The 24,860-nt window shown below is 64.3% G+C and carries 33 protein-coding genes, 1 tRNA gene and 1 pseudogene; 24 read left to right on the top strand and 11 right to left on the bottom strand.

Going from position 1 to position 24,860, the window contains the following annotated elements:
• Nucleotide 1: 1 nt before the first annotated feature.
• The 3 genes from MF270_RS23960 to MF270_RS23950 are packed head-to-tail and all read right to left on the bottom strand — an operon-like array spanning nt 2 to nt 1,319.
• The gene (locus MF270_RS23960; protein ID WP_238368268.1) at nt 2-292 is read right to left on the bottom strand and encodes a hypothetical protein; all 291 of its coding nucleotides are present in this window, start codon (nt 290-292) and stop codon (nt 2-4) included.
• Nucleotides 286-501 (bottom strand): hypothetical protein, encoded by a 216-nt coding sequence (locus MF270_RS23955; protein WP_238368267.1) that lies wholly within the window; start codon nt 499-501, stop codon nt 286-288. The genes MF270_RS23960 and MF270_RS23955 overlap by 7 nt, the downstream gene beginning before the upstream one ends.
• A complete protein-coding gene (locus MF270_RS23950) occupies nt 498-1,319 on the bottom strand; it encodes a hypothetical protein (RefSeq protein ID WP_238368266.1) in 822 nt (273 codons plus the stop codon). Before MF270_RS23950 ends, MF270_RS23955 begins: the two co-directional genes overlap by 4 nt.
• A 60-nt stretch (nt 1,320-1,379) precedes the next feature.
• On the opposite strand from MF270_RS23950, the gene MF270_RS23945 reads away from it, so the two are divergent.
• Both MF270_RS23945 and MF270_RS23940 read left to right on the top strand, forming a co-directional pair.
• On the top strand, nt 1,380-1,883 hold the full coding sequence (locus MF270_RS23945) for a hypothetical protein (protein WP_238368265.1): 504 nt from the start codon (nt 1,380-1,382) through the stop codon (nt 1,881-1,883).
• A gap of 12 nt (nt 1,884-1,895) precedes the next feature.
• Nucleotides 1,896-2,231, top strand: a complete 336-nt coding sequence (locus MF270_RS23940; protein WP_238368264.1) for a hypothetical protein — start codon at nt 1,896-1,898, stop codon at nt 2,229-2,231.
• A gap of 44 nt (nt 2,232-2,275) precedes the next feature.
• On the opposite strand, the gene MF270_RS23935 is transcribed toward MF270_RS23940, so the two are convergent.
• Complete coding sequence (locus tag MF270_RS23935; protein WP_238368263.1) at nt 2,276-2,524, bottom strand: hypothetical protein; 249 nt, start codon at nt 2,522-2,524, stop codon at nt 2,276-2,278.
• Nucleotides 2,525-2,611: 87 nt separating this feature from the next.
• Between MF270_RS23935 and MF270_RS23930 the strand changes: the two genes are divergently transcribed.
• Nucleotides 2,612-2,938 (top strand): hypothetical protein, encoded by a 327-nt coding sequence (locus MF270_RS23930; RefSeq protein WP_238368262.1) that lies wholly within the window; start codon nt 2,612-2,614, stop codon nt 2,936-2,938.
• A 138-nt stretch (nt 2,939-3,076) separates the two neighbouring features.
• On the opposite strand, the gene MF270_RS23925 is transcribed toward MF270_RS23930, so the two are convergent.
• Nucleotides 3,077-3,253 carry a hypothetical protein gene (locus tag MF270_RS23925; RefSeq protein ID WP_238368261.1) on the bottom strand — a complete coding sequence of 59 codons (177 nt, stop codon included), beginning with the start codon at nt 3,251-3,253 and terminating at the stop codon, nt 3,077-3,079.
• A 27-nt stretch (nt 3,254-3,280) separates the two neighbouring features.
• Between MF270_RS23925 and MF270_RS23920 the strand changes: the two genes are divergently transcribed.
• Nucleotides 3,281-3,847, top strand: a complete 567-nt coding sequence (locus MF270_RS23920) for a hypothetical protein (protein ID WP_238368260.1) — start codon at nt 3,281-3,283, stop codon at nt 3,845-3,847.
• On the opposite strand, the gene MF270_RS23915 is transcribed toward MF270_RS23920, so the two are convergent.
• Nucleotides 3,830-4,522, bottom strand: a complete 693-nt coding sequence (locus MF270_RS23915; protein ID WP_238368259.1) for a hypothetical protein — start codon at nt 4,520-4,522, stop codon at nt 3,830-3,832. The genes MF270_RS23920 and MF270_RS23915 overlap by 18 nt on opposite strands.
• A 143-nt stretch (nt 4,523-4,665) precedes the next feature.
• Nucleotides 4,666-4,875 (bottom strand): hypothetical protein, encoded by a 210-nt coding sequence (locus tag MF270_RS23910; RefSeq protein ID WP_238368258.1) that lies wholly within the window; start codon nt 4,873-4,875, stop codon nt 4,666-4,668.
• A 47-nt stretch (nt 4,876-4,922) separates the two neighbouring features.
• On the opposite strand from MF270_RS23910, the gene MF270_RS23905 reads away from it, so the two are divergent.
• The 12 genes from MF270_RS23905 to MF270_RS23850 all read left to right on the top strand — a co-directional run bounded on the left by MF270_RS23905 (nt 4,923) and on the right by MF270_RS23850 (nt 11,317).
• A complete protein-coding gene (locus tag MF270_RS23905) occupies nt 4,923-5,132 on the top strand; it encodes a hypothetical protein (protein WP_238368257.1) in 210 nt (69 codons plus the stop codon).
• Between the two features lie 131 nt (nt 5,133-5,263).
• Nucleotides 5,264-6,220 carry a YqaJ viral recombinase family nuclease gene (locus tag MF270_RS23900; protein ID WP_238368256.1) on the top strand — a complete coding sequence of 319 codons (957 nt, stop codon included), beginning with the start codon at nt 5,264-5,266 and terminating at the stop codon, nt 6,218-6,220.
• A gap of 12 nt (nt 6,221-6,232) precedes the next feature.
• Nucleotides 6,233-6,427 (top strand): hypothetical protein, encoded by a 195-nt coding sequence (locus MF270_RS23895; RefSeq protein ID WP_238368255.1) that lies wholly within the window; start codon nt 6,233-6,235, stop codon nt 6,425-6,427.
• A 29-nt stretch (nt 6,428-6,456) separates the two neighbouring features.
• Nucleotides 6,457-7,515: a recombinase RecT gene (locus MF270_RS23890; protein ID WP_238368254.1), complete on the top strand. Its 1,059-nt coding sequence runs from the start codon at nt 6,457-6,459 to the stop codon at nt 7,513-7,515.
• A complete protein-coding gene (locus MF270_RS23885) occupies nt 7,508-7,735 on the top strand; it encodes a hypothetical protein (protein ID WP_238368253.1) in 228 nt (75 codons plus the stop codon). The genes MF270_RS23890 and MF270_RS23885 overlap by 8 nt, the downstream gene beginning before the upstream one ends.
• Complete coding sequence (locus tag MF270_RS23880) at nt 7,732-7,995, top strand: hypothetical protein (RefSeq protein ID WP_238368252.1); 264 nt, start codon at nt 7,732-7,734, stop codon at nt 7,993-7,995. Before MF270_RS23885 ends, MF270_RS23880 begins: the two co-directional genes overlap by 4 nt.
• A complete protein-coding gene (locus MF270_RS23875; RefSeq protein WP_238368251.1) occupies nt 7,992-8,384 on the top strand; it encodes an HNH endonuclease in 393 nt (130 codons plus the stop codon). Before MF270_RS23880 ends, MF270_RS23875 begins: the two co-directional genes overlap by 4 nt.
• A 10-nt stretch (nt 8,385-8,394) precedes the next feature.
• On the top strand, nt 8,395-9,399 hold the full coding sequence (locus MF270_RS23870; RefSeq protein ID WP_238368250.1) for a winged helix-turn-helix domain-containing protein: 1,005 nt from the start codon (nt 8,395-8,397) through the stop codon (nt 9,397-9,399).
• A gap of 14 nt (nt 9,400-9,413) precedes the next feature.
• Nucleotides 9,414-9,779 (top strand): hypothetical protein, encoded by a 366-nt coding sequence (locus MF270_RS23865; RefSeq protein ID WP_238368249.1) that lies wholly within the window; start codon nt 9,414-9,416, stop codon nt 9,777-9,779.
• On the top strand, nt 9,754-10,104 hold the full coding sequence (locus tag MF270_RS23860) for a MerR family transcriptional regulator (RefSeq protein WP_238368248.1): 351 nt from the start codon (nt 9,754-9,756) through the stop codon (nt 10,102-10,104). Before MF270_RS23865 ends, MF270_RS23860 begins: the two co-directional genes overlap by 26 nt.
• Nucleotides 10,101-10,295: a hypothetical protein gene (locus MF270_RS23855; protein ID WP_238368247.1), complete on the top strand. Its 195-nt coding sequence runs from the start codon at nt 10,101-10,103 to the stop codon at nt 10,293-10,295. Before MF270_RS23860 ends, MF270_RS23855 begins: the two co-directional genes overlap by 4 nt.
• Nucleotides 10,292-11,317, top strand: coding sequence for a site-specific integrase (locus MF270_RS23850; protein ID WP_238368246.1), 1,026 nt, complete (start codon nt 10,292-10,294; stop codon nt 11,315-11,317). The genes MF270_RS23855 and MF270_RS23850 overlap by 4 nt, the downstream gene beginning before the upstream one ends.
• Nucleotides 11,318-11,403: 86 nt before the next feature.
• Here MF270_RS23850 and MF270_RS23845 read toward each other — a convergent pair.
• A tRNA-Cys gene (locus MF270_RS23845) sits at nt 11,404-11,477 on the bottom strand.
• A gap of 290 nt (nt 11,478-11,767) precedes the next feature.
• Between MF270_RS23845 and MF270_RS23840 the strand changes: the two genes are divergently transcribed.
• From MF270_RS23840 to MF270_RS23830, 3 genes are all read left to right on the top strand, one after another.
• Entirely contained in the window at nt 11,768-12,421 is a 654-nt protein-coding gene (locus MF270_RS23840; RefSeq protein WP_238368245.1) for a protein-L-isoaspartate O-methyltransferase family protein, read from the top strand.
• Nucleotides 12,422-12,503: 82 nt separating this feature from the next.
• A complete protein-coding gene (locus MF270_RS23835) occupies nt 12,504-13,919 on the top strand; it encodes a TolC family outer membrane protein (protein ID WP_238368244.1) in 1,416 nt (471 codons plus the stop codon).
• An 89-nt stretch (nt 13,920-14,008) separates the two neighbouring features.
• Nucleotides 14,009-15,175: a hypothetical protein gene (locus MF270_RS23830; protein ID WP_238368243.1), complete on the top strand. Its 1,167-nt coding sequence runs from the start codon at nt 14,009-14,011 to the stop codon at nt 15,173-15,175.
• Nucleotides 15,176-15,300: 125 nt separating this feature from the next.
• Here the strand turns inward: MF270_RS23830 and MF270_RS23825 are convergent, their stop codons facing one another.
• Nucleotides 15,301-15,630: a DUF6280 family protein gene (locus MF270_RS23825; RefSeq protein ID WP_238368242.1), complete on the bottom strand. Its 330-nt coding sequence runs from the start codon at nt 15,628-15,630 to the stop codon at nt 15,301-15,303.
• 196 nt (nt 15,631-15,826) lie between these two features.
• Nucleotides 15,827-17,143 carry a hypothetical protein gene (locus MF270_RS23820; RefSeq protein ID WP_238368241.1) on the bottom strand — a complete coding sequence of 439 codons (1,317 nt, stop codon included), beginning with the start codon at nt 17,141-17,143 and terminating at the stop codon, nt 15,827-15,829.
• Nucleotides 17,144-17,224: 81 nt separating this feature from the next.
• On the opposite strand from MF270_RS23820, the gene efp reads away from it, so the two are divergent.
• The 5 genes and pseudogenes from efp (at nt 17,225) to MF270_RS23795 (ending at nt 24,321) form a co-directional block, all read left to right on the top strand.
• Entirely contained in the window at nt 17,225-17,788 is a 564-nt protein-coding gene (efp, locus tag MF270_RS23815) for an elongation factor P (protein WP_238368240.1), read from the top strand.
• 276 nt (nt 17,789-18,064) lie between these two features.
• Nucleotides 18,065-20,722, top strand: a complete 2,658-nt coding sequence (aceE, locus tag MF270_RS23810; RefSeq protein WP_238368239.1) for a pyruvate dehydrogenase (acetyl-transferring), homodimeric type — start codon at nt 18,065-18,067, stop codon at nt 20,720-20,722.
• A gap of 16 nt (nt 20,723-20,738) precedes the next feature.
• Nucleotides 20,739-22,010: pseudogene (gene aceF, locus MF270_RS23805) on the top strand (dihydrolipoyllysine-residue acetyltransferase); the annotation flags it as partial.
• Nucleotides 22,011-22,020: 10 nt separating this feature from the next.
• Entirely contained in the window at nt 22,021-23,787 is a 1,767-nt protein-coding gene (lpdA, locus tag MF270_RS23800) for a dihydrolipoyl dehydrogenase (RefSeq protein WP_238368238.1), read from the top strand.
• Between the two features lie 60 nt (nt 23,788-23,847).
• Nucleotides 23,848-24,321 (top strand): phasin family protein, encoded by a 474-nt coding sequence (locus MF270_RS23795; protein WP_238368237.1) that lies wholly within the window; start codon nt 23,848-23,850, stop codon nt 24,319-24,321.
• Nucleotides 24,322-24,500: 179 nt separating this feature from the next.
• Here the strand turns inward: MF270_RS23795 and MF270_RS23790 are convergent, their stop codons facing one another.
• Nucleotides 24,501-24,755 carry a hypothetical protein gene (locus MF270_RS23790; RefSeq protein WP_238368236.1) on the bottom strand — a complete coding sequence of 85 codons (255 nt, stop codon included), beginning with the start codon at nt 24,753-24,755 and terminating at the stop codon, nt 24,501-24,503.
• Nucleotides 24,756-24,860: the final 105 nt, after the last annotated feature.

Here is a 24,860-nt window from a genome sequence, read left to right as displayed (position 1 = left end):
CTCAGCCCTCCTCGCCGGTCTTGAGCGGCGTGATGGTGAGCATCTGCCCGGAGACGATCATGCAGGCGGTGCCTTCGGCGTTGCGGCTGATGATCGTGAAGCTGCCGCTCTCTGCGGCCCAGACCTCGACCATCATGAGGCGGCCGGTCTGGCTGTGTTCGTAGACTCCGGCGGCGATGACTTGCTCGCCCCATTCCTGCGTCAGTCGCTCCGCAACGTCGCGATGCGGCCCGCATGTTGCCTGGGCGGCTGCCGGTGCCAAGGCGGCGATGATGGCGAGGGGTTTCAGCATGATCGAGATTCCTTCTCCAGTCGGTGTTGAACGCCCTCCAGGGCGCGAACGGTCTTGGCGTAGTGGTGGGCATAGGCGCCGTCCCGGCGGTCGCGGAGGGCGCGGTAGAGCGCGAGGCGACCGGGCAGATCGGACACAGGGCACGTCTCGCGCCAGTTGGGGCCGGCGAGCGTGAAGGTGGTGCGGTCAGCGGACAGGACGGCTCTCATGGCAGGCGCTTCCGAGGTGGGCCAGCACGGGCGTTGAGGTCGCGGATGTAGGATTCGGGGTCAATGTTTCCGGGAGTGCTCGTCTCCGTCTGTGTCTCCGTCTCCGTCTGTGTCTCCGTCTGTGTCTCTTTTTCTGTCTCTGTATTAGTCTCTGTCTCTGTATAAACGACTGTCGGCAGTGCTATGCTTAGCTCTGTTGACAGTACTGTCGCGAGGTCTGGCCGCAGGCGAGGAACAGCTTGGGCAATATCTTCATCCCTCAAAGTTTTCCGCACGTTTTCAGCGAAGTAACCGATGTTGGATTGAAGCCTCTCAATCGCATCAGCTTGTGGCTTCGTTCGACGTGACTCCGGCGTATCCATCCGGTCCCGCAATTCCGCCTTCCAGGAATGGAACCGGAGCATTGCAGCGGCCAGCACGTCCACTGCGGCGGCGAACAGAGCGGGGGATTCCGGCAGGCTCTGGACCGCGCGCAGGGTTGCTGTGAGGTGGCTGGTCCCGGTGATCGGGTTGTGATCCATGAAGCCGCGCAGCATTACGAGCTCCTCGGAAGGGTCGTATCGGATCAGACCAACCCTTTCCAAAACCTCGTAGGCCTCGGCAATCTCGTCTGCCGGCTCCTGCATTTCGACAGCAGCCATAGCTGGCGGAACCACGAAACAGCCGATGGCGTTCCCGATTCCGCTGGTGTGGAGATAGGTGTAGACCAGTTTCGCCAGGCGCGCCTTGGCGCGGTCATCGCCACAGGCAGGGAGAATTGCACGCCACTTCTTGGAGCGGTGCAGGCTGGATTTCAGGCGTCCGTGGTCGCGCGACATGATCTACCGGACCTTCGTTGTTGTGCTATCGTTCCCGCATGGATTTGCAGGAGGGATTCGATGAAGCTGGTTTTGGGGGTGTTGGCAGCGGCCATAGCGGCTGCCCAGGTCGCCGCGCAGGGGTGGGAAGAGCCGGTCTACGACATCGATCCGATCACCGATGAACGTGCGTTCTTCGCCTTTGCGAACACTGCGGATGTCGTCCATTGCGGTAACGGCAAGTTTGGCTCCGCGATGATCATCCTCGGCTGTGTCGCAGAGGAACTGCGGATGGCACTTCATCTGTCCTGCGGTATTGACCCTGATCTTCCGTCCCTCTTTCCTGTGACAATCAGAACCGACAGCGATGATCCGATGGACATACCGTTCTGGCCGAACGATGAATCCTCGATCAGGACAGGGGTGGACGGAAATGCCTACGGCATTGCCGGAGAGTTGTCTCGCGCCCGAAAAATCGCGGTGCGCTGGCCGCATTTCGACAGCGACGTCACGGCTGTCTTCGATCTCTCGGGGACACGATCCGCTCGGCGGATCGCGCCTGTGATTGAAGTCTGCGGCTGGTAGGAGAGGAAAGCTATGAAATCGACGACCTTGATACTCGCCGCCGTCTTGACGCTGAGCGGCTGTGTCGTGTCCGAAGAACAGCGGTCGGCGCAGGTCGCGCAGGACGAGGCCAAGTGCGCGGGCTACGGCTACGCGCCTGGCACCACGCCGTTCGCGCAATGCATGCAGGACATGGATCAGCGCCGGATCGAGGCTCAACAACAAATCGGCGTGGGCATTTCCAATGCGCTGAATTCCTACAGCGAGAACGCGCGGCCGACATACCGGGCGCCGGGCACTCAAGCTCCAACCAACTGGACGTGCCGGCATGACACATACATGAGCACGACGCGCTGCTCTAGCTATTGAGGGTCCGCATTCGGCGGGGGGTGGGAATGCACAACCGGGCATGGCTACTTCGCCACGCCCTTTTCCATTTCCGCGAGGCTGCGTTCCAGCCTAACGACGATGGCCAATGTGACCCGGCCGGTATCGCGAAGCCGGGCAATGGTCGAGTCATCGACACCCGCCTGCTTGGCAAAGTAACTGTCGGACCAGCCGCGGTTGCTGCAGAAGGCGTCGAACCGCTTCAGCAGGTCTTGGGCGTGTTTCTGGGTTGATGTGTCTGGCTCGGTCAGCCAGCCGGAGGGAGAGTGTGCCATGCTCCCTGCGTATATCCGAAGTATCAGATAATCAATGTCTGAAATGTAGTACGTGCACGTTTATCCGATTCATCGGATAATGCATCCATGGCAGACGATTTTGACCTCGACGCGCTCCGCAAGCGCATGACAGACGCGCTCAATGAGCGCGGAATTTCGTACAGGGCGGCATCGCTGGCCGCAGGTTTGCCTGCGGGATATGTGCATTCGATGCTGACATCCGATCATGAGCCTCAGCTTGGGCGGCTTGCCAGGGTGTGCTCTCAGAACGGAATCAGTCTCCCCTACGTTTTGTTTGGCGTCGATCTTTCGCCAAAGATGCGGGAACTGTTTGAGATGGTTGAGAAAGATCCTTCGATCCTTCCGGCGATGATGACGCTTCTCCAGCGGACGCCGAACGCCGAAGATTCATAATCAGGTCGGCAATATCTTCTTCGCGCATCCCCAAAAGGATGCGGGCGGCTAGTCTCACCTTCATACCTACCCCTGATTGCGCTGCTTGAATAAAACAACGCCAAGTAAAGCTGTGCTTGCATCTTCGCGTCAAGGTTACTACAAGTAATTACTGAATTTAGGTGAGGCCCTGAAATGCAAGGTTTCCGAGAGCGACTGGCGGCCGCAATTGAGCGGTCGGACCAGTATCGAAAGAACAAGGGGCAGCTTGCGGTTGACGCCGGGCTTGGCATCAATACGATCCGCAACATCCTCGGCGATGAGCGTCTTGATCATTCGAAGGCTGGTCCCGGGCTGTTTGCAATGGCCCGCATCGCGCGATTGCTGGGCGTGACCCTCGACTATCTCGCTGGGCATGGCCGCATCCACCCCCAATCCTTGAAGGTTGGCGACCAAGCACTTATCGATCATGCTTCAAGCGCAATGCGGGCGCAGATTGAAGGGTTGCACGAGAACCTCACCGCCGATGGGCTGCTGCGTTTGCACGCAAAATCCGGGGCGAGGATCGAGGCATTTGCAGATTTTCTGGATCGCGCTGACCGCTACAATGTGCCGACCTATGAAGATGGCGGACTGCATGTGATTGAGGTTGGGGCTCGCAGCCTTTCGGCGTTGACGATGGGTGAGAACAATCTCGAAACCCTGCAGCAAGCCCTGGACCTTGTGACGGATGACGGCCTGCGACGTCGCTGGGTGACGGACTACGCTATGGCTGGCCATCGTGGCACCCTCGTTACATTGGAAGCGCTGGATGTTCAGATGCCAAACAAGCCTGTCAGGGTGCGCATTGAGTTCGTTCGCACATTGTTGTGTGTCCAGGACGTTACTGGAAATCGGAGTATCCTGAATTTCTCACTTCTCGTCGTGTGAGCCGACTGCCTGGGCGGCCAGCTCCGCGACTTGCATCAAGTCTTCCCTTGGCAATGCGACCAGTCTCTCGCTTGCCTGTCTCGGTGCAGGCGGATCGCGCAGCCAGTCGAAAGGTCGGCCAAAATTCCTGGTGAAGCCGTAGATGGCGGCCGCACCGCGCAAAATGTCCCGCTCACGTAAGAAACAGTAGGTCCAATCCGGATCCCATTTCAGGGAAACCGCGATGTGCCCGAGCGCGACAAAGGTGCGCAAAGCTTCACGCGATCCGCGCATTTTGGGCGCCACGTAGAGGTCGCCGAAGTAGACGATGCGCCCCCTAAGCTCTCGCGCAACATTCGGCCGGACGTTGTTCAGGATCGGCGTCTGGCCGGGCGCATAAGCCCTACCAAATACCCTGGACCACCAGCTCTCGATGTGTTCCGCCCCGATGGCTTCAAGGCGCGCGCACCCAATGAATGCCGGCTCGCCCTCCCGCTCGCCGACCAGCCACAGCACGTTCTCGGACGTGAAATCGTTGAAGTCCGGCGACGAGAATGGCGTCAGGTAGGGTTTGCCGGCTCTCCTGACGATCTCGGACACCTCGCCGAAATCAACCACCTCGCGCACGTCAATGCCCCGCGATTTCAGCGAAGCCCCCAGGCGCCCCATGATCAGGCCCTTCTCGACTATCGTCATTGCTCCACCAAATCTCGCATCGCTGCCTCCATTCCTTCCACCTGAGCGGTGCCATCAATTCAAGCGCTTAGCGCACCACTGTCTCCGCGCAAGCAATTTTTCATATGATTAATCGGATACAAGTCTGTTGACCGTCTGAATAATCAGACGTAGGGTGCCCTTGTCGCGACGGCATTCCCCGCCGTCACCCACCCACTCAGGAGGCCGAACCTTTGCCGATCCACCACATCGCACAGCAGCGCGATCAGGCGCTTCGGGATGCGCGAGGCGTCCTGAATAATCCGGGTCATCACTCCCGAGAAGAGGTCGAGGGCGCCGCCAAGACGCTTTCCCGCCACGGCGAGAGCAGTCACGTTCGCGCCTTCGCCAACTTCTTCCTCAAGGCATTGGGGAAGCGCGCATGAAGACCATCTCCCAAATGCAAGACGAGCGCGCGGCCGAAGATCGCCGCTTCACACGCAGTCGCGTCATGGCCCGGCTCTACGCCGGCGGCTTGTGGGTCAGCATGGCGATGCTGCTGCTCTGCATCCTTTGGAGCGTGCTGCCGACTTACGCGGCGCGCCATGCCAACACCCTCTACCAGATCGAAAACGGGCGCGCCGCCTGGTAGCGCCCGCAACCCATCCCGCCGCCATCCTCCTCCCGGCGGCGCGGCCAGCCCGGCGCGGGCTTCCTCCTCCCTTTAGCCCGCGCCGGGCGCCATCACTCACGACCAACACCACTCACGGAACAGGATTTCTCATGCTCGACAGCACCGAAGAAGAATGGCTTGCGCGCCGCCGCAGCGGCATCGGAGGCTCGGACATCGCCGCCGTTCTCGGACTCAGCCCTTGGTCGACGCCCTACGATGTCTGGCTCGACAAGCTGGGCCAGAAGGAGCCCCTCGATCCCGATAGCCCGCTGCTCTATTGGGGTCACAAGCTCGAGCCTCTGGTCGCTGACGAATACGCCCGCCGGACTGATCGCAAGGTCCAGCGCGTCAACGCGCTGCTGCGCCACCCGGAATGCGATTTCGCCGTGGCGAACATCGATCGCGCCGTCATCAACCCTGAAATCGCCGGCAACGTCCGGTGGCGCGACAACCGGCTGACCACCGACCGCCTGCTCGAATGCAAGACCTCCATGGCCTTCGCGTCCTCGAAATGGGGCGAGGCAGGCACCGACGATGTGCCCGACTACTACCTGCTCCAGATGCAATGGTACGCCGGCATCACCGGGGCCGATGTCGTGGACCTGGCCGTCCTGATCGGCGGCAACGATTACCGCATCTACACCGTCCAGCGCGACAATGAGGTCTTCGCCGACATGCTCGAGGCTGCGGACGAGTTCTGGCAGCTGGTCCAGCAGAAGATCGCGCCGGATCCGCAGTCGGTCGCGGACGCCATGCACCGCTGGCCCCGCCACCTGAAAGACAAGCAGTTCGTCGTCGGCGTTGAGACCTTCCACGCGGTGCAGGACTACGTGGACGTCAAGTCCAAGATCAAGGCCCTCGAAACGGAAGCCGAAGCCCTCAAGGTCAAGATCGTCACGGAGTTCCAGGACGCCGAGGCGATCTATCACGCAGGCGAAAAGCTGGCGACGTGGAAGGAGCAATCCAGCACCCGCGTCGATTCCAAGCGCCTGCGCGCCGAGCATCCCGACATCTTCGAAGCATGCTCCACCACCAGCAGCACCCGCGTCCTGCGGCCTGCCATCTGAAAGGTGGAGCGCATGGCCACACCCCAAGAATGCAACGAAGCGTTCGAGGACGCAGAGGACGAGTTCGGCGACGACTCTTCGACCGAGTTTCTGGCGCAGGTCGCGGCGGATCGCCTCGGCATTCAGGCTCACGAGGTGATCGAAGGCATGGCCTCGCTTGCTGGCCCGGACGGAAAAATCCCCCCGGCGAAACCCGGCCGTTACTGACACCCCTTCATTCACAGGAGACACAATCCATGAGCAACCTCCAGACCATGCAGCCCGGCGCCGCCGCGCTGAGCCAGCCGCAGCAGATGCAGAGCCCGCTGGGCATGTTCGACCCATCGATGCTGGAATCGGCACTGAAAGCCGCCGACCTGCTGGCCAACAGCAGCCTCGTGCCCAAGGATTACCAGCGGAACCCCGGCAACTGCCTCATCGCGATCCAGTGGGGCGCCGAGGTCGGCCTCCCGCCGCTGCAGGCTATGCAGAACATCGCCGTCATCAACGGGCGGCCCTCGCTCTGGGGGGATGCGGTCATCGCCCTGGTGCGCGCATCCGGCCTGCTCGAATACATGAACGAGGACATCTACGCGGAGGGCCCGCAGGAGGAGTGGCGCGCGACCTGCACCGTGAAGCGCAAGGGTCAGGACGCCTTGGTCCGCGAGTTCACCTGGCAAGACGCCAAGACCGCCGGCCTGGCCGGCAAGCAGGGGCCGTGGCAACAGTATCCCAAGCGCATGCTCCAGATGCGCGCGCGTGGCTTCGCCCTGCGCGACGGCTTTCCCGATGTCCTCAAGGGCATGCATGTCGCCGAAGAGGCGCAGGACATGCCGGTCGAGCCCCGCGACATCACTCCGCCCGATGACGAGGTGACCGAGCGCGAGCCGACCAAGCCGCTCAACAAGTCCGCCGCGCTGCGCGACAAGGTGAAGACCACGCGCAAGAAAGACGAGGCGCCGGCGGTCACGCTCGAAACCGTCGAGGCCGCGATCTGGGCCGCCACGGATGGGGCGGAATTGAAGGAGGCCGCAAAGGACGCCGAGAAGCTGAGCCCCGAGGACCAGAAGAAGGCCCGGGCCGCCTATGCCGAGGCGCGCGATGCGCTGCGCAATCTCTCCAACCCGCACAACCACACCTACTCGATCATCGCCGAGGCCATCGTGACCGGCAAGGACATCAAGGCCGCGATGCGCGATCACGCCGAGGCGCTGGACCGCATGAAGGTCGAGGATGCGCGCCTTCACGAGCGCCTCATGTCCGAGGTGGACGAGGCTTTGGCCGAGGCCAAGGGGCAGGGGCAGATGGATGCCTAGAGGGCAACCCAAGAAGTACATCGAAGGCCCGCCCATCGAGACGATGGGCGAGCTGGCCGACCTGATCGAAAGTGGTCGCTACATCATCATCCGCAACACCGGCCAGCGCGTCCACCCCGGATGGGCTGGAAGCTGGCAGCTGAGCATGGCGATGCGCGCGATCCGTAGTCGCAACCTTCTGCGTGCGCTCGATAACCCTGCGCGAGAGGCAACAACATGACCCAAGGCATTCTTTTCGGCCAGGTGGCGGCGGGCGACATCCTCGTCGCGGATTCCGGCTTCGGCTGCATGGTGGCCGGCGAAAAGCTGGTGCAGGCCGACGCGCAAGGCGGCCTCTTCGTCCAATGCGGCGACGGGCGCCACTATCTCGACGGCCAGGTCGGCGAAGACGGCTGTCTGATCGGCTTCACCGGACACCGCCGGGGGCCAAAGCCGGCGCCCGTGCTGCCGGTCACGCCCGGCGGGAGGGTGGCGGCATGACCGCGCGCCGGACCATCACCGCCGGGCAGCGCCGCGACATTCTCGCGGCGCAGGCCAACATCTGCCCGCTCTGCGGCGAGGTCATCAACCTGGCCCGGGCGAAGAACGGCGAGGCTGAGCCCCTGGAGGTGGACCACGGCCATGCCCTCGGCCTCGGGGGCACCGATACCCGCGACAACCTCTTTGCGGTCCACAAGGCCTGCCACGCCAAGAAGACGAAAGCCGACAGGCGCGCGATGGCGAAGGTCGCCCGCGCCGAGCGACGTGCTGCCGATACTGACGAGGGCCGCCAGAAGCCCCGGCGCAAGATCGCATCCCGCCCGCTGGGCGGGTCACGCAACAGCAGCCTCAAGAAGAAGCTGAACGGCGCCGTCGAGCGCCGACCGTAGGAGACGAGACGTGAAGGACATGGCCACCACGACCCACACACCAGGCGCAGGCGTTTTCGTTGATCGGATCCGCCGCGCGATGCTCGACATGTGCCTCGATGACGGTGAATCCGTCGAAGAGGTCGCCGAGAAGTTGGGCATCGACTTCGATACGCTGCTGCACGACCTGCGCGCGCTGGAGCGCGGCCCAGATGGTGCCAAACGCCGCAGCAAGGCCGACAGGGCGCGACGGACGTCAAACCAAAAGCGCCGCGGCTTGGTGGATGAACTGCGCGACAGGCGGCGTTTCATGGAGGGCGTCGTTCCGACAGGCCAAGTAAACCGGCTTGCGCCGGCCGATGCCAAGGGCACTGTCTACCCGAAAACCGTCAAGACGTGGCGCTACATGGACGGAGACGCCATCCTCAAGGGCGGCGAGATGAATGCCAAGATTGGCGGCGTCGTCACCAAGGGGCGCCTGCGGGGCGCCCGCATCTTCACGCTGACGCTGGAAGAGCGGAAGACCTGCCCGACCAGCTGCGCGATGTGGCGCAGTTGCTATGGCAACAGCATGGAGAAGGTCACCCGCTGGCGCCTCACGCCGGATTTCTGCCGCGCGCTTGCCGGCTCGATCCGGGCTCTGTGCGACCTGCACGGCACCATCCTGATCCGGCTGCACATCCTGGGCGATTTCGCGAACGAGAATTACGTGGCCTTCTGGCACGAGCAGATCGAAGCGAACCCCGGCCTGCATGTGTTCGGCTTCACCGCCCACAAGCCCAGGACCAAGATGGGGCTCGCCATCGGCGCGATCCGCGAGGCCTACCCGGGCCGGTTCATGATCCGGCACTCGGGCACAGGCGGGCCGTGGGGCGCCGATGTCATCGACTTCCCGACGACCAAGCAGACCATCGCCGGCGCCACCGTCTGCCCCGAGCAGCGGGACAGCATCGACGCTCCGCAGAAGGCCACCCATTGCGGCTCCTGCGGGCTCTGCTGGGCCGGCGACACCCCCATCGCGTTCATCCAGCACTGAGGCAGGTCTGACCGATGTTCACCGGGTACTTCAAGGATGCTGAAACGAACATGGTCACGGATCATGCAGTCCAGCGCATCAAGCAGCGCGTGAAGGGCATCCCGCCGCGCATGGTCAAGCGCCAGATCAATGGCGCTCTGCGCGATGGCACCGTCCCTGTGGTCGCATGGTCGCGCGATCGATGCTGGATCGGGACCATGGTGCTGGAGACCGGCCAGCGCATCTACCCGGTCATCTCCCCGGCCGGCGCGGTCATCACTGTCTACAAGGAAGGGGCCCGCGTGGAGACGGACCAGGGACACATGAACCTCGAAGAAGGGCGCGTGCGCCCGCAGTACCAAAGGAGCAACGAGAATGGCGAAAAGCCTCACCATCCGTGACATGGCCGGCATGTTCAACGTGTCCAATCGCACGCTTCGCTACTACGAAGAGAAGGGCCTGATTGAGCCGGCGCGCGGCGCTGGTCGGTCGCGCCGCTACGACCAGTCGCATGTGAAAAGGATGCTGGACATCCAGACATTCACCTTTCTCGGCATGCAGCTGGACGAGGTGCGCGAGGCTCTGAATTGCGGCGGCCCCTCCGTTGATCGTCTGATGGAGCTGCGCGGAGAGGCTGTAGCGGACCTTTCGGCCACCAGCGAGCGCCTGGCTCGGATCGACGTGATGATCGCCAATGCCGATCTTGCGGACGAGGGGGCAGAATGACCAGCGCTGCCCGCTTCTACGAAACCGACATCTCGCGCCTGATCAAGGCCGCCCGTAAAGCAGGCCTCAAAGTGCGCGGGGTGGCGGTAACGTTCAACGATGAGGGGGTCAGGATCGAGACGGTCGAAGACAACCGTGATACGCTGGCAGGGAACGCAAGCATCAATCCAGCGGACCTCGTGGACCCATGAAACGGCAACTTCCTCCCTACATCTATCGCCGCGAGCGCGACGGAATCCTTTTTTTTAAGAAGAGGGTAGGGACGAAGTTTCGGACGGTCATTCTTGAGACGCAGTTTCCCGAAGGCGCGCCAATCCCCTTCGCCCTTCACCAGGAGCGTGAGCGGCTATTGGGTGAACGCACACCAGTGAAGCCTGGCCGGGATATGGCGGCCGTGGTGCGGCATTACATGGCCCACGCGAAATTCCAGGAAAAGAAGCCGCGCACCCGTCAGGATTACGAAAAGCACCTAGCCTATATCTCCGACAAGCTGGGCCAATTGTCTCCAAAGAACATTGAGCGTCGGCATGTCATTTCGTGGCTGGAAGCCTGGGCGAAAAAGGAGACGCCCCACAAGGCGAATTATCGGTTCCGGGTGCTTCGAATTGTGCTGGAGCACGCCATTGATATGGGGCTTTTGCCGACCGGCGGCAATCCGGCGCGGGATGTCGCCGAATTGAAATACGAAAAGCGGGACCGCCAGCCGTGGCCGGCGGATCGGGTCAAGGCATTCCGCGAGGACTTTCCGCACGACCTGCGTGTCCGACTGCTCTTCGAGCTTCTGGTCGGGACCGGGCAGCGGATCGGTGACGTTCTCAAGATGCAGTGGGGCGACATCAAGGATGGCGGCATCGAGGTCAAGCAGGGGAAGACCGGCAAGAAGCTGTGGCTTCCGCTGACTAAAGACTTGCGGGCCGCCCTGGCGCAGGCAGAACGGAAGAACCTCACGATCCTGACCAACGAGCGCGGGATCGGCGCCTGGTCATACCGTGGCGCGCACGATGCGATGATGAAGGCGCGCGTCCAGATCGGCGCCGTGGATCACGACATCCACGCGCTGCGCTACTACACGGCCGTCGAGCTTTGCGAGGCCGGGTGCGACGATGAGCTTATCTCGTCCGTCACCGGCCAGAGCCCCGAAATGGTGCGGCACTACACCCGAGCGGTGCGCCAGAAGGTGCGTGCGATCCGGGCGCAGAAGGCCCGCGAATGAGAACGGAACAAAAACAGAATGTTACCCATGCTGTTACCCATGGAGGTGAGTCGTGACTCAGGTGCGCTGTAAGTGCTTGAAAAGGATGGAGGCGAGTACCGGAATCGAACCGGTGTACACGGATTTGCAATCCGCTGCGTCACCACTCCGCCAACTCGCCGCCGTGCGGTGGTGACGGGCGTTTAGACCATCGCCAAGCCGCGCGCAAGCCCTTCCGGAAGCCGGCAGCCCGCGGGGCCGCGCCAGTGCGGGACCGGTCCGCCGGCAGGCCCGGACACGCGATGGCCGGGACGGGCAGCGCCCGGGGTCGACGTCACCTCGCGCTGCACCCTGAGGCGCCGGGCGTTGCGCTTGGGACAAAGTGAACGCATTCAAGGACGAAGGCCCGTTGCCCAGGCCCCTGACTTGTGGCAAAGACATGTACAAAGACACGATTGCGAGCCCGCTCCGATGACTGACTTCGCCGCCCGTAGAAACATGATGGTCGACACCCAGGTCCGCCCGTCGGACGTGACCAAGTTCCCGGTGATCGACGCCATGTTGTCCGTCCCGCGCGAGGCCTTCGTGCCGCGGACCCAGCGCGAGGCGGCCTATGTCGGCGAGAACGTGAGCCTCGGCGGCAGCCGCGTGGTTCTCGAGCCGCGCACCCTGGCCAAGATGTTGGATTTTCTGGATATTCGCGGCGACGAACTGGCGCTCGATATCGGCTGCGGGCTGGGATATTCCGCGGCCCTGATCGCCCGGATGGCAGAGGCGGTCGTTGCCGTCGAAGAGGTCGAGGACCTTGCCGAGGAGGCAGAGTCGACCCTGTCGGAACAGGGCGCCGACAGCGTGGCGGTGCACCGCGGTCCGCTTGCCGAGGGCGCGCCGCAGCACGGACCCTACGACGTGATCATGATCGAAGGCGCGGTCGAGCATCTGCCCGATGCGATCTGCGACCAGTTGAAGGAAGGCGGCCGGATCGCCGTGCTCTTTGCCGAAGGGGCATTGGGCACCGTGCGGATCGGCTACAAGATCGACGGCATCATCACATGGCGCTTCGCGTTCAACGCGGGGGCCCCGGTGATGCCCGGATTTGAAAAACATCAGGCTTTCACCCTGTAACGCGGATCCCCGCGTCCGGGCAGGAAAGCCGGTGAGGACAATTGAGCGGGCCCCGGGGCCCCAGGGGGTTGTTATGGCAAGAATGCCTTTTGGAAAACGGGTCCTTGGCCTGGTCACGGCCTCGGCCCTCGCGATCGGCGCGGGCATGGCGGCAACGGCAGAGACGCTGGCCGATGCGATGGCCAGCGCCTACAATCACTCTGGCCTGCTTGAGCAGAACCGCGCGCTTTTGCGCGCCGCCGACGAGGACGTGGCCATCGCCATCGCGGCGCTGCGGCCGATCCTGAACTGGACCGGCTCGGTCTCGCGCAGTTTCGGCACGAGCCAGTCGGCCAATTCGCTGGGGCAATCGGTCGTGACCCGCTCGGCCACGAACGAGATCGACTTGGGGCTGACCGCCGAGCTGCTGCTGTACGATTTCGGCGCCACGCAATTCGGCATCGACGCGGCCAAGGAAAGCGTGCTGGCCACGCGCGAGGCGCTGGTCTCGGTCGAGCAGCAGGTGTTGCTGCGGGCCGTCACCGCCTTCATGAACGTGCGCAGCGCCTACGAGATCGTGGCCCTGCGCGAGAACAACCTGCGCCTGATCACCCAGGAACTGCGCGCCGCGCGGGACCGGTTCGAGGTGGGCGAGGTGACCCGCACAGACGTCGCCCAGGCCGAGGCCGCGCTGGCCGCCTCGCGCGCGCAGCTTGCCGCAGCCCAGGGCGACCTGGCCGTCGCGGCCGAGGAATATGCCGCGGTCACCGGCAACAAGCCCGGCGGCCTCGTGCCGCCCAGCCGTGTGCCGGCGACCTCGGACAACGTGGATGCGGCCAAGGCGTTGGGTGTTCGCAACCACCCCGAGATGAAGCGCGCCCAGCACGAGGTCGCCGCCGCGGACCTGGCCATCATGCGCGCCGAGGCACAGATGAAGCCGACGGTGTCGATGACCGGCCGCCTTGCCATGTCGCGCGACATCGACGATCCGTTCTACACGAATTCCGGCTCGGTCGGGATCCAGGCCGGTGGGCCGATCTACCAGGGCGGGCGCCTGTCGGCGCTGCTGCGCCAGGCCATCGCCCGGCGAGATGCCACCCGGGGCGGGCTGCACGTGACCCGTCACCAGGTTGCGCAGAACGTCGGCAACGCCTGGGCGCAACTGCTGGTCGCCCGCTCGGCCCGCGACGCGGCCACGCGCCAGATCGCGGCGGCGCAGGTCGCCTTCCGCGGCACCCGCGAAGAGGCGACTCTGGGCGCGCGCACCACGCTCGACGTGCTGAACGCCGAGCAGGAGCTGCTGTCGGCCCGGTCCACGCTGATCACCGCCTCGGCGGATGAATACATCGCCGCCTATACGCTGTTGTCGGCCATGGGCCTGCTGACCACAGATCGGCTGGGGCTGAACGTGCAGCGCTATGACCCGGCGCAGTATTACAACCTGGTCAAGGACGCGCCGACGATCTCGCGCCAGGGCAAGGACCTGGACCGTGTCCTGAAGGCCCTCGGTAAAGACTAGAATTCGACCCATCTGTTGTGGGAATCCCGCGCCCGGGCTATGCTTGGGCGGGGCAGAGCACTGCGCAACAATAGAAGTGGCTGGAAAACATGGCCGAATCCGCGTCCAACTCGGAAATCGAAGACGTTCTTTCGTCGATCCGTCGACTGGTGTCGCAGGACATCCGTCGGGGCGACGGGTCAACGGCCATGGCCGAGCCCGAGAAGCTGGTCCTGACGCCGGCCCTGCGGGTCGAGGCGCAGGATGAGGCGGTCGATCTTGACGACGACGGGTCCGAGACGGATGTCTCTGCGCTGGATGCCGGCTGGTCCGGCGCGCCGGCCGGGGCCGACGACGAGTTCGAATTCGACGACGACACGGACGAGCCGCCCTTTGACTGGGATGACGACACCCATGTCGCCGAGGTGCAGGAGTCGGTCTATGACGAGCCGGAGATCGCCGCGCCCGAGGCCGAGGCTGCACAGGCCGAGCCGTCCTTTCCGCGCCAATCCGCCCTTCAGGCAAAGATCGCCGAGCTCGAGGCGCTGATCGGCGACCGCCAGGAAGACTGGGAGCCGGACGCCGGCGCGGATGACGTGGCCGAGTCGGTCGAAGCGATGGAGTGGGACGACCAGGGCCCCTCCGAGGCGCAGGTGGACGCGCCCGATTGGGACGAGGTCGAAGCGCAGGTGGACGAACCCGAATGGGACCAGGCCGAGGCGGCCTGGGACGGTGAGACCGAGGCGGACGAGGACGCGGCGGAGGCATTTGCCGAGGACGTGGCGGAGTACGTCATCGAGGACGCGGTCGAACTGCCGCCCGAAGAGGAGGCGCAGGAGGCCGAAGCGGCGACCGTTGCGCCAGACCATGGCGACGCGTGGGACGTGGATCCGCTTGCGCCGCCCGCCGAAGCCGCCGTGCCGCAGTCCGAGCCGATGGACGCGCCGGCCGCCGTCGACGCCTCGGACGAGGCCGAAGGGCGGGATGAAGCCCTCGCCGAGGAGGCGCAGGCCAGCACCCCCCATGTCGCCGGCTTTGCCCGCACCGAGCAACGCCTGCACCTGTCCGACGGTAGCGCCGCCCGCGACGACGAGGATGACGACATCGACCTCTTTGCCGAGGACAACCTGCTGGACGAGGAAACGCTGCGCGAGATGGTCGCCGATATCGTGCGGCAGGAATTGCAGGGCGCGCTGGGCGAGCGGATCACCCGCAATGTCCGCAAGCTCGTCCGCCGCGAGATCCACCGCGCGCTGAACAGCCAGGATTTCGATTGACGCTGTGCTCCCTCGGACACCGTGACCGGGGGCCAACGCGAAAAAGCCGCGCTGCAGGGGTCTGCAGCGCGGCTTTCTCTATCTTGGGCAGCATCAAGCGGCACCTTGCGGCACCCCGGATGGTATCAGGCGGCTTCGGCCTGTTCGGCCGCGGCTGCGGCATGGCGACGTTCGCTTTCCTCGCGCGACAGCGCGACCGAGGTGCGCACGCCCTTGGCGACAAAATCCATCAGCCCCGTGACAACCCGCTCGTTCGGGTCGATTCCGGCACAGGACAGAACCTCGCGCCCATCGCGCGAGCGTGCCCAGCGGGCAATCTGTTCCGGGCCATTGCCGTACTTCTTGTCATCAGCGATGGCATCGTCGAGAGCAGCCAGAACCACCGCGGCAAAAAGCTTGCGTGCACGGTTACCCTGCTCTGCGTTGTAAGCCGTGCCATCTACGAAATCATTCATCTCGCGTCCTTATTCTTGCTCTTGCGATTTCGGCGTGGATGCCCTTATGGACCAAAGGATCCGATTCGGGTACCGCTAAATCGCATACCTCCCATGCGTTTTGCGCAAACCTTTCGCATGTGCAGCGCGAGATTTGCGGTCAGGCCGGGTTTGACCATCGACACTTAGGGTCTGACCGGAAAATCTCAAGATCGGGTCAAGATTTCGCCGCAATTGCAAAGCGCTTGTGGACCTTGTGGAGTAGGTCCAGCGCCGCCCCCCGCTCTGCGGCCTCGGGGGCGCTGTTGGCGATCTCGTTGCACAGGATTTCGGCGTCTTCGCTGTAGCCGCCCTGCAACAAGGTTCGCGCGGCGCGCAGCTTTTCCCGGCTGTCCGACAGGAACGGAGCCGAGCGCCGGATCACCTCGGCCGCATCGGGCAGGGGGGTGTCGCTGGCCTCGATCCGGTAGCTGGCGGCCTGGATGCGCATCCGCGCCTTGACCACCTGCGCCTCGAGCAGCGCGTCATTCAACAGCCGCGCGATCTGGTCGAGGTCAGGATCCGCACCCGTGTCGGGTCCTGCCTCCGGCAACGGCTCGTCCGTGAAATCCACCGCGCCGCCCGAGACCTCGGCCATCCAGTCGACCTGGGGCCGCGTCGCCGCGCGCAGTCCGGCCCAGTCGATGCCCGGCATGATAAAGCGCGCAGGCCCGGGCAGGGCGCGCAGCTGTCCCAGCAGTCCGCGGGCCCGAAGCGGGTTGGGATAGCCGTCGATCGAGGCCGGGACCTGCCGGTTGACCGCGTCCAGCATCCGCGCGGCCGTGGCATTGACGGATTCGTTGACCGACAGGCTTTCGACCCCCAACGCGGCGGCGGGTTGCCCCAGAAAGGTGACGCAGAAATCCGCGACCACGTCGCCGCCCGTCAGCGCCGCGCGGCGGGCATCACGCAGGGTCACGGCGCCGAACGCCTCCAGGTAGGGTGTCAGCCCCTCCATGGGCCGCGCGACGACACAGCGGTCCTCGGGCGGGATCTCGTCCGCCATGAAGGCCGCGACCTCGGCGCGGATCGCGTCGAAGGTCATGCCGCGTTTCAGCACCTGCTGAGCGTGGCTGTTGAAATGCTCGAGCGGCGGGCGGACATAGGCGCAGACCTGGATGTCGTCGAACCAGCGGCCGAGGAACTCGGCCAGCCGTGCCACCTCCGGGCCCGTGTAGCCCTGGCCCAGACCCTCGCCCGAGATCACCTCGACCGCCGCGCCGGAGCGGTCGAACTGCGCGGCAAAGCTGTCCTGCATGTAGTTGCGGAAGGCGTCGTCATCCCAAATCCGGTGCCTGAGCCGGCGCCGCACCGCCAGGGAGGTGTCCGAAGACCTGCCCGTGATCTCGCCGATGACCGAATGGTTCTCGAACGCCGTGGCGTAACCGATCCCGTGGCGCGCCAGCAGGTCCGGCGCGGCGCGGTGCAGGGAAGCCTGCAACGCGGTCGACCCGGTCTTGGGCAGGCCCACATGCAGGATGCAGCGTCGCGCCATCTCTCTCTCCGTACTTGTGCGGCGGGCCCCGGGTCCGTATAGAGCCGGTCAGCAACCGATCCACTTATCAGGCCAGAGTCCATGCCCAAGATCAACGGTAACGAAATCCGCCCCGGCAACGTCATTGAGCACAATGGCGGCCTCTGGGCTGCGGTCAAGGTCGACCACGTGAAACCCGGCAAGGGCGGCGCCTTTGCCCAGGTCGAGATGAAGAACCTGCGCAACGGCTCCAAGCTGAACGAACGTTTCCGCAGCGCCGACAAGGTGGAACGCGTCCGGCTCGAGCAAAAGGACATGCAGTTCCTCTACGAAACCGACGGCATGCTGACCTTCATGGACACCGAGACCTTTGACCAGGTCGAGCTGCCGGCCGACATCCTGGGCGAACGCCGCCCCTTCCTGCAGGACGGCATGACCATCCTCGTGGAATTCCACGAGAGCGAGGCGCTGAACGCGACCCTGCCGCAAAAGGTCACCTGCAAGATCGTCGAGACCGAGCCGGTCGTCAAAGGCCAGACCGCGGCCAACAGTTTCAAGCCGGCGATCCTGGACAACGGCGTCAAGGTCATGGTGCCGCCCTTCGTGGGCCAGGACGAGGACATCATCGTTAACACCGAGACCATGGAATATTCCGAGCGCGCCTGACGCCAGCCCGAAATTCCGAGCTTTCAGAACCCCCGGTGGACTGTCCACCGGGGGTTTTTGCGCTATACTATCCCCCAGCGGGATGAGGAGAAAACGCTTAGCCTTGAACTATGCGCCGGGGCCGTCATGCGCTATGCGCAGGGAAGTCATGCATTTCCCGCAATGGCTCCACCCGCTCAACTATGTTACGTCGCGGCAGATGCAACGCTGCGCTGACGGGTGGATCGGCAAAAGTTTAAGGCTGAACCATCCCGCAAGTGGACAAAGGGAGACCACATGGCGGACTTCAAGGAAGACATCGATCCGGTCGAATCCCGGGAATGGCAGGAGGCCGTCGCCGACGTGATCGAGCGGGACGGGCCGAACCGGGCGCATTTCCTTCTCGACAAGGCGGTTCAGCAGGCGCGGGCCGCCGGGGCCACGCTGCCCTTTTCGGCGACCACGCCTTACCAGAACACCATTTCCCCCGACGACGAGGTCGAGATCCCCGGCGACACGGAAATGGAATGGCGCATCCGCACCATCAACCGCTGGAACGCCATGGCCACGGTGGTCAAGCGCAACAAGGTCAGCAGCGAATACGGTGGCCATATCGCGTCCTTCGCCTCGTCGGCCGCGCTTTATGATGTCGGTCTGAACCACTTCTGGCGCTCGAAATCCGCGATCCACGGCGGCGACCTGGTGTTCTTCCAGGGCCACGTCGTGCCGGGCATCTACGCCCGCTCCTTCATGGAAGGCCGGATCAGCGTCGAAGAACTGGAGAACTTCCGCTCCGAGGTCGCTGGTGGCGGTCTGTCGTCCTACCCGCACCCCTGGCTGATGCCCGAGTACTGGCAGTTCCCGACCGTCTCGATGGGCCTCGGGCCCCTGATGGCGATCTACCAGGCGCGGTTCATGAAGTACCTGCACAACCGCGGCCTGATCGACGCGGCCGACCGCAAGGTCTGGGCCTTCCTCGGCGACGGCGAGATGGACGAGCCGGAAAGCCTTGGCGCCATCGCGCTGGCTGCCCGCGAAGGGCTCGACAACCTGATCTTCGTCGTCAACTGCAACCTGCAACGGCTCGACGGTCCGGTGCGCGGCAACTCGAAGATCGTGCAGGAACTCGAGGGCAACTTCCGCGGTGCCGGCTGGGACGTGATCAAGCTGCTCTGGGGCAAGGGCTGGGACGACCTGCTGGAGAAAGACACCAGCGGCCGGTTGCGCCAGCTGATGGATGAAACCATCGACGGCGATTACCAGACGTTCAAGTCCAAGGACGGCGCTTACATCCGCAAGCATTTCTTTGGCAAGTACCCCGAAACGGCGGCGCTGGTCGAGGATTGGACCGATGACCAGATCTGGGCCCTGCGCCGGGGCGGTCACGACCCCAAGAAGGTCTACAATGCCTTCCTGCGCGCGACGAAGACCGAAAAGCAGCCGACCGTGCTGCTGGTCAAGACGGTCAAGGGCTACGGCATGGGCACGGCCGGTGAGGGGCAAAACACCACCCACCAGCAGAAGAAGATGCAGCTGGACCAGCTCAAGGCCATGCGGGACCGCTTCAAGATCCCCGTGACCGACGAGGAGCTGGACAAGGACATCCCCTTCGTCAGCCTGAACAACGCGCAAAAGGCGTATCTTGCCGACCGGCGCCGCGACCTGGGCGGGTCCTTCCCCAAGCGGGACGCAAACGCGCCCAAGCTGGAAATCCCCGAGCTGACCGCGTTCAAGGCGCAGCTGGAAGGGACGGGGGATCGCGAGATTTCCACCACCATGGCCTTTGTCCGGGTTCTGACGACGCTTCTGCGCGACAAGAAGATCGGCAAGCAGGTCGTGCCGATCGTGCCGGATGAAAGCCGCACCTTCGGGATGGAGGGGCTGTTCCGGTCCGTGGGCATCTACAACCCGCTGGGGCAGAACTACACGCCCGAAGACCGCGACCAGATGATGTATTACAAGGAAAGCGCGGACGGCCAGGTGCTGCAGGAAGGCATCAACGAGGCCGGCGCGATGGCCGACTGGATCGCGGCTGCGACCAGCTACGCCAACCACGGCGTGCCGATGGTGCCCTTCTACATCTACTATTCGATGTTCGGCTTCCAGCGGATCGGCGACCTCGCCTGGGCCGCCGGCGACAGCCGGGCGCGCGGCTTCATGCTGGGCGGCACGGCGGGCCGGACCACGCTGAACGGCGAGGGGCTGCAGCACGAGGACGGGCACAGCCATATCCTGGCCGGCACGATCCCGAACTGCATCAGCTACGACCCGACCTTCCAGCACGAGGTGGCGGTGATCGTCCAGCACGGGCTCAAGCGCATGTTCGCGGACCAGGAGGACGTGTTCTTCTACATCACCCTGATGAACGAGAACTATTCCCACCCCGACATGCCGATGGGCGCCGAGGAGGGCATCATCCGCGGCCTCTACCGGCTCAAGAAGGCCGACAAGCCCGGCAAGAAGCACGTCAACCTCATGGGTTCGGGCACGATCCTGGTGCAGGCCATGAAGGCGGCCGAGATGCTGGCCGAGGATTTCGGCGTCACCGCCGACATCTGGTCCGCGACCTCGCTGAACGAACTGGCGCGCGATTGCCAGGACGTGAAGCGGTGGAACCGGCTCAACCCGCTGGCCGAGGAAAAGACCAGCTACGTGGCGCAGCAGTTTGCGAACGCCAAGGGGCCGATCATCGCGGCGACCGACTACATGAAGAACTACGCCGAGCAGATCCGCGGCTGCGTGCCGAACCGGTACACGGTTCTTGGCACGGACGGGTTCGGACGCTCGGACAGCCGGGTGAACCTGCGCCGGTTCTTCGAGGTGGATGCCAACCACATCGCGGCGGCGGCCATGGTCGACCTCTACCGCGACGGGGCGGTCACCAAGGGCGACCTCGAGAAGGCGCTCAGCAAATACGACATCGACGGCGACAAGCCGAACCCGCGTCTGGTGTGATCGGGAGAGGGAGACAGAGAATATGACAACCGAAGTAAAAGTCCCCGATATCGGCGATTTCAACGATGTGCCCGTTGTGACGGTGCTGGTGAGCGTCGGCGACACGATCGCCGTCGAAGACCCCATCGTCGAGCTTGAAAGCGACAAGGCGACGATGGAAGTACCGTCGTCCCACGCCGGCAAGGTGGTCGAGATCAAGGTCAGCGAAGGCGACAAGGTCTCCGAAGGGTCGGTGATCCTGGTGATCGAAGCCGAAGGCGCCGGTGACGCGCCCAAGGAAGAGCCGAAGGCCGAGGCGCCGAAGCAGGAGCCGAAAGAGCAGCCGAAAGCCGAGGCGCCCAAGGCGGCCCCGGCGGGCGTGACGGATGACAATTTCGGCAAGGCCCATGCCTCACCCTCCGTCCGTGCCTTTGCCCGCCAGCTGGACCTCGACCTCAACAAGGTCAACGGGACCGGCCGCAAGGGCCGCATCCTGCGCGAGGACGTGGTCAAGTTCTTCGAGGCGCAGAAAGCCCCGGCTGCCTCGGGCGGCGCGCCCGCGCAGGGCGGAATGGGCATCCCGCCGATCCCGGCCGTGGATTTCTCCAAGTTCGGCCCGGTCGAAACCGTGGAAATGTCGCGGATCAAGAAGATCTCGGGCCCCGCGCTGCACCGCTCCTGGCTCAACATCCCCCACGTCACCCATAACGACGAGGCGGATATCACCGAGCTGGACACCTACCGCAAGGAAATGGACACGATGGCCAAGGACGACGGCTATCGCGTGACCCTTCTGTCCTTTGTCATCAAGGCCAGCGTCTCGGCGCTGAAACAGCATTGGGAGTTCAACTCCTCGATCCACCCGGATGGCGACAAGCTGATCAAGAAGGATTTCTACAATATCGGCTTCGCGGCGGACACGCCGAACGGGCTGATGGTGCCGGTGATCAAGGATGCCGACCGCAAGGGCCTCGTGGATATCTCCAAGGAGTTGATGGAGCTCAGCAAGGCTGCGCGCGACGGCAACCTCAAGGCCAAGGACATGCAGGGCGCGACCTTCACCATCTCGTCGTTGGGCGGGATCGGCGGCACGTCCTTCACCCCGATCGTCAACGCGCCCGAGGTGGCGATCCTCGGTCTGACGCGGTCCAAGATGGCGCCGGTCTGGAACGGGTCGGAATTTGAGCCGCGCCTGATGCAGCCCCTGTCGCTGTCCTATGACCACCGCGCCGTCGATGGCGCGCTGGCGGCCCGGTTCTGCGTCACGCTCAAGACGCTGCTGGGCGACATGCGCAAGCTGATGTGGTGAGGTGACCGATATGGATATCAAAGTACCCGATATCGGTGATTTCACCGACGTGCCCGTGGTCACGGTCCTGGTCTCGGTCGGCGACGTGGTCGCCGCCGAAGACCCGCTGATCGAGATCGAAAGCGACAAGGCCACGATGGAAGTCCCGAGCCCCGCCGCGGGCAAGATCACCGAGATCAAGGTGAGCGAAGGCGACAAGGTCTCGGAAGGGACCGTCATCTTGGTGATGGAAGCGGAGGGGGCAGGCGATGCCCCCGCCAGGGACGAGGCCTCCAAGGCCGAAGAGAGCAAGCCCTCGGGCGGCGCGCCCGCCAAGTCGGACGACACGCCCAGGCCCGTGCAGGGCGCCAGCGTCAAGGGCGACATCCACGCGGACCTCGTGGTGCTCGGCTCCGGCCCCGGCGGCTACACGGCGGCCTTCCGCGCCGCCGACCTAGGCCTTTCGGTCGCGCTGATCGAAAAGAACCCGACGCTGGGCGGGGTTTGCCTGAACGTTGGCTGCATTCCCTCGAAGGCGCTGCTGCACGTCGCCAAGGTCATGACCGAGGCCGAGGAAATGGCCGATCACGGCGTCAGCTTCGGCAAGGCGATGGTCGACCTCGACAAGGTGCGCGGCTTCAAGCAGGGGGTCGTGGACCAGCTGGTCGGCGGCCTTGGCGGCCTTGCCAAGGCGCGCAAGGTGCAGGTGGTGCAGGGCTTTGGCCGCTTTACCGGCAGCCACATGATCGAGGTCGACAACGACGGGTCCAAGAAAACCGTCAGCTTCGACCAATGCATCATCGCCGCCGGCTCCGAGCCGGTGACGCTGCCCTTCGTGCCGCATGACGACCCGCGGGTGATCGACTCGACCGGCGCGCTGGAACTCGAGGACATCCCGGGCAAGCTGCTGGTGCTGGGCGGCGGGATCATCGGGCTGGAAATGGCCTGCGTCTACGATGCGCTGGGATCGAAAGTCACGGTGGTCGAGCTGATGGACCAGATCATCCCCGGTTGCGACAAGGACATCGTCAAGCCGCTGATGAAGCGGATCGAGGGCCGCTACGAAGAGATCAAGCTCAAGACCAAGGTCACCGAGGTGAAGGCCCAGAAGAACGGGCTGAAGGTGACCTTCGAGGACGACAAGGGCGAAACCTCCGCGTCGATCTACGACAAGGTGCTGGTCGCCGTGGGCCGCAAGCCCAACGGCAAGATCATCGCCGCCGATGCGGCGGGCGTGTCGGTGGACGAGCGCGGCTTCATCGCCGTCGACAGCCAGCAGCGCACCGGGCAAAGCCACATCTTCGCCATCGGCGACGTGGTCGGCCAGCCGATGCTGGCGCACAAGGCGGTGCACGAGGGCAAGGTCGCGGCCGAGGCTGCCGCCGGGCACAAGCGGCACTTCGACGCCAAGGTGATCCCTTCGGTGGCCTATACCGACCCCGAGGTCGCCTGGGTCGGCATGACCGAAACCCAGGCCAAGGCCGAGGGCAGACGCGTCGGCAAGGGGGTCTTCCCCTGGGCCGCATCGGGCCGCTCGCTGTCGCTGGGCCGGTCGGAAGGCATCACCAAGGTGATCTTCGACGAAGACGATGACCGCGTGATCGGCGCCGCCATCGTCGGCCCCAACGCTGGGGACCTGATCGCCGAGGTGGCCCTTGCCATCGAGATGGGGGCGGATGCGGTGGACCTTGGTCACACCATCCACCCGCACCCGACGCTGTCCGAAACGGTCAATTTCGCCGCCGAAATGTTCGAAGGCACGATCACCGACCTCATGCCGCCGAAAAAGCGCAAGTAATTGGTGACCATGCGGGGCGGTGTGTTACGCTGCCCCGCAAAGTGGAAAGGAGTAGGCCTCATGGCAAAGAAGACAACCGGAGCGGAGAACCCGTTCGCCGCGATGTTCCAGATGTTCGATCCTGCGCAGATGCAGCAGATGTTCGACCCGTCCAAGATGATGGAGCAGTTCAAGGGCATGGCCCCGATGCAGGGCTTGGACATGTCCGCCATCATGGACAGGAACAAGCGCAATTTCGACGCGGTGGTCGAGGCCAACAAGTCGGCGGCCGAGACCTACAAGGACATGCTGGCCAAGCAGCAGGAAATCTTCACCCAGATGACCTCGGCCGCGCAGGATTACGCCGGCAAGATGGAAAGCCCGGTGAGCAGCGATGCCATGGGCAAGAACGCCGACACCACCGCCAAGGCGGTCGAGACGGCGCTGGACCTGATGAAGCAGATGGCCGAGGCCGCCAAGGACGCCAACCAGAAGGTCTTCGAGGAGGCGCAGACGCGGATGAACGCCGCCATCGAAGAGATGAAGAAAGGCTGAGCGGGGCAGGGCGCGCGCGGAAAGCGGGCGTCTCGTGGCTTGGCCGGGGAGGATGGGGGCGCTGCCCCCCGTCGCCATGGGCGACGTCCCCCGGAGTTTAGTGGCAAGATGAAGAGGGATCGGGCATCGCGGGGCGGTGCCCGGTCCGCGTTGTGGGTCGGGGTCTTTGGAAGGTTTGGTCAGGGCGCGCGCAGGTCCGCACTGGGCGGGGCTTGCATGTCGAAGGTCAGGCGGCGGCCGGAGGCGAGGTCCGCCAGCGCCTCGGGGCCGATGAGGCTGCCCTGGACCCGGGTGAAGAGGCGCCGAGCGTGGCGGGACATGGCCATGGCGATGGCCATGGGGCCTGGCGCGTCGCCGTGCAGCCACCAGCGCGAGCGCAGCAGCGCGCCCGAGGGATGCGCGCCGGCCAGTTGCAGGATGACGGCCGAGGGCACCTGTTGCGGGCTGAGCCGAAAGGCGGCCTGAATAGCCCCGCGTTTCTTAGACGCCTTCGGCTCTCAGTTTCCGCTGCCGTTCGAACTCGACGGGCGACAGCATCC

This window comes from Mesobacterium pallidum (genome assembly GCF_019966535.1).
GTDB classification, from domain to species: domain Bacteria; phylum Pseudomonadota; class Alphaproteobacteria; order Rhodobacterales; family Rhodobacteraceae; genus Mesobacterium; species Mesobacterium pallidum.
Note: the sequence above shows the minus strand (reverse complement) of the source record. Positions and strands in the feature narration are given on the sequence as shown.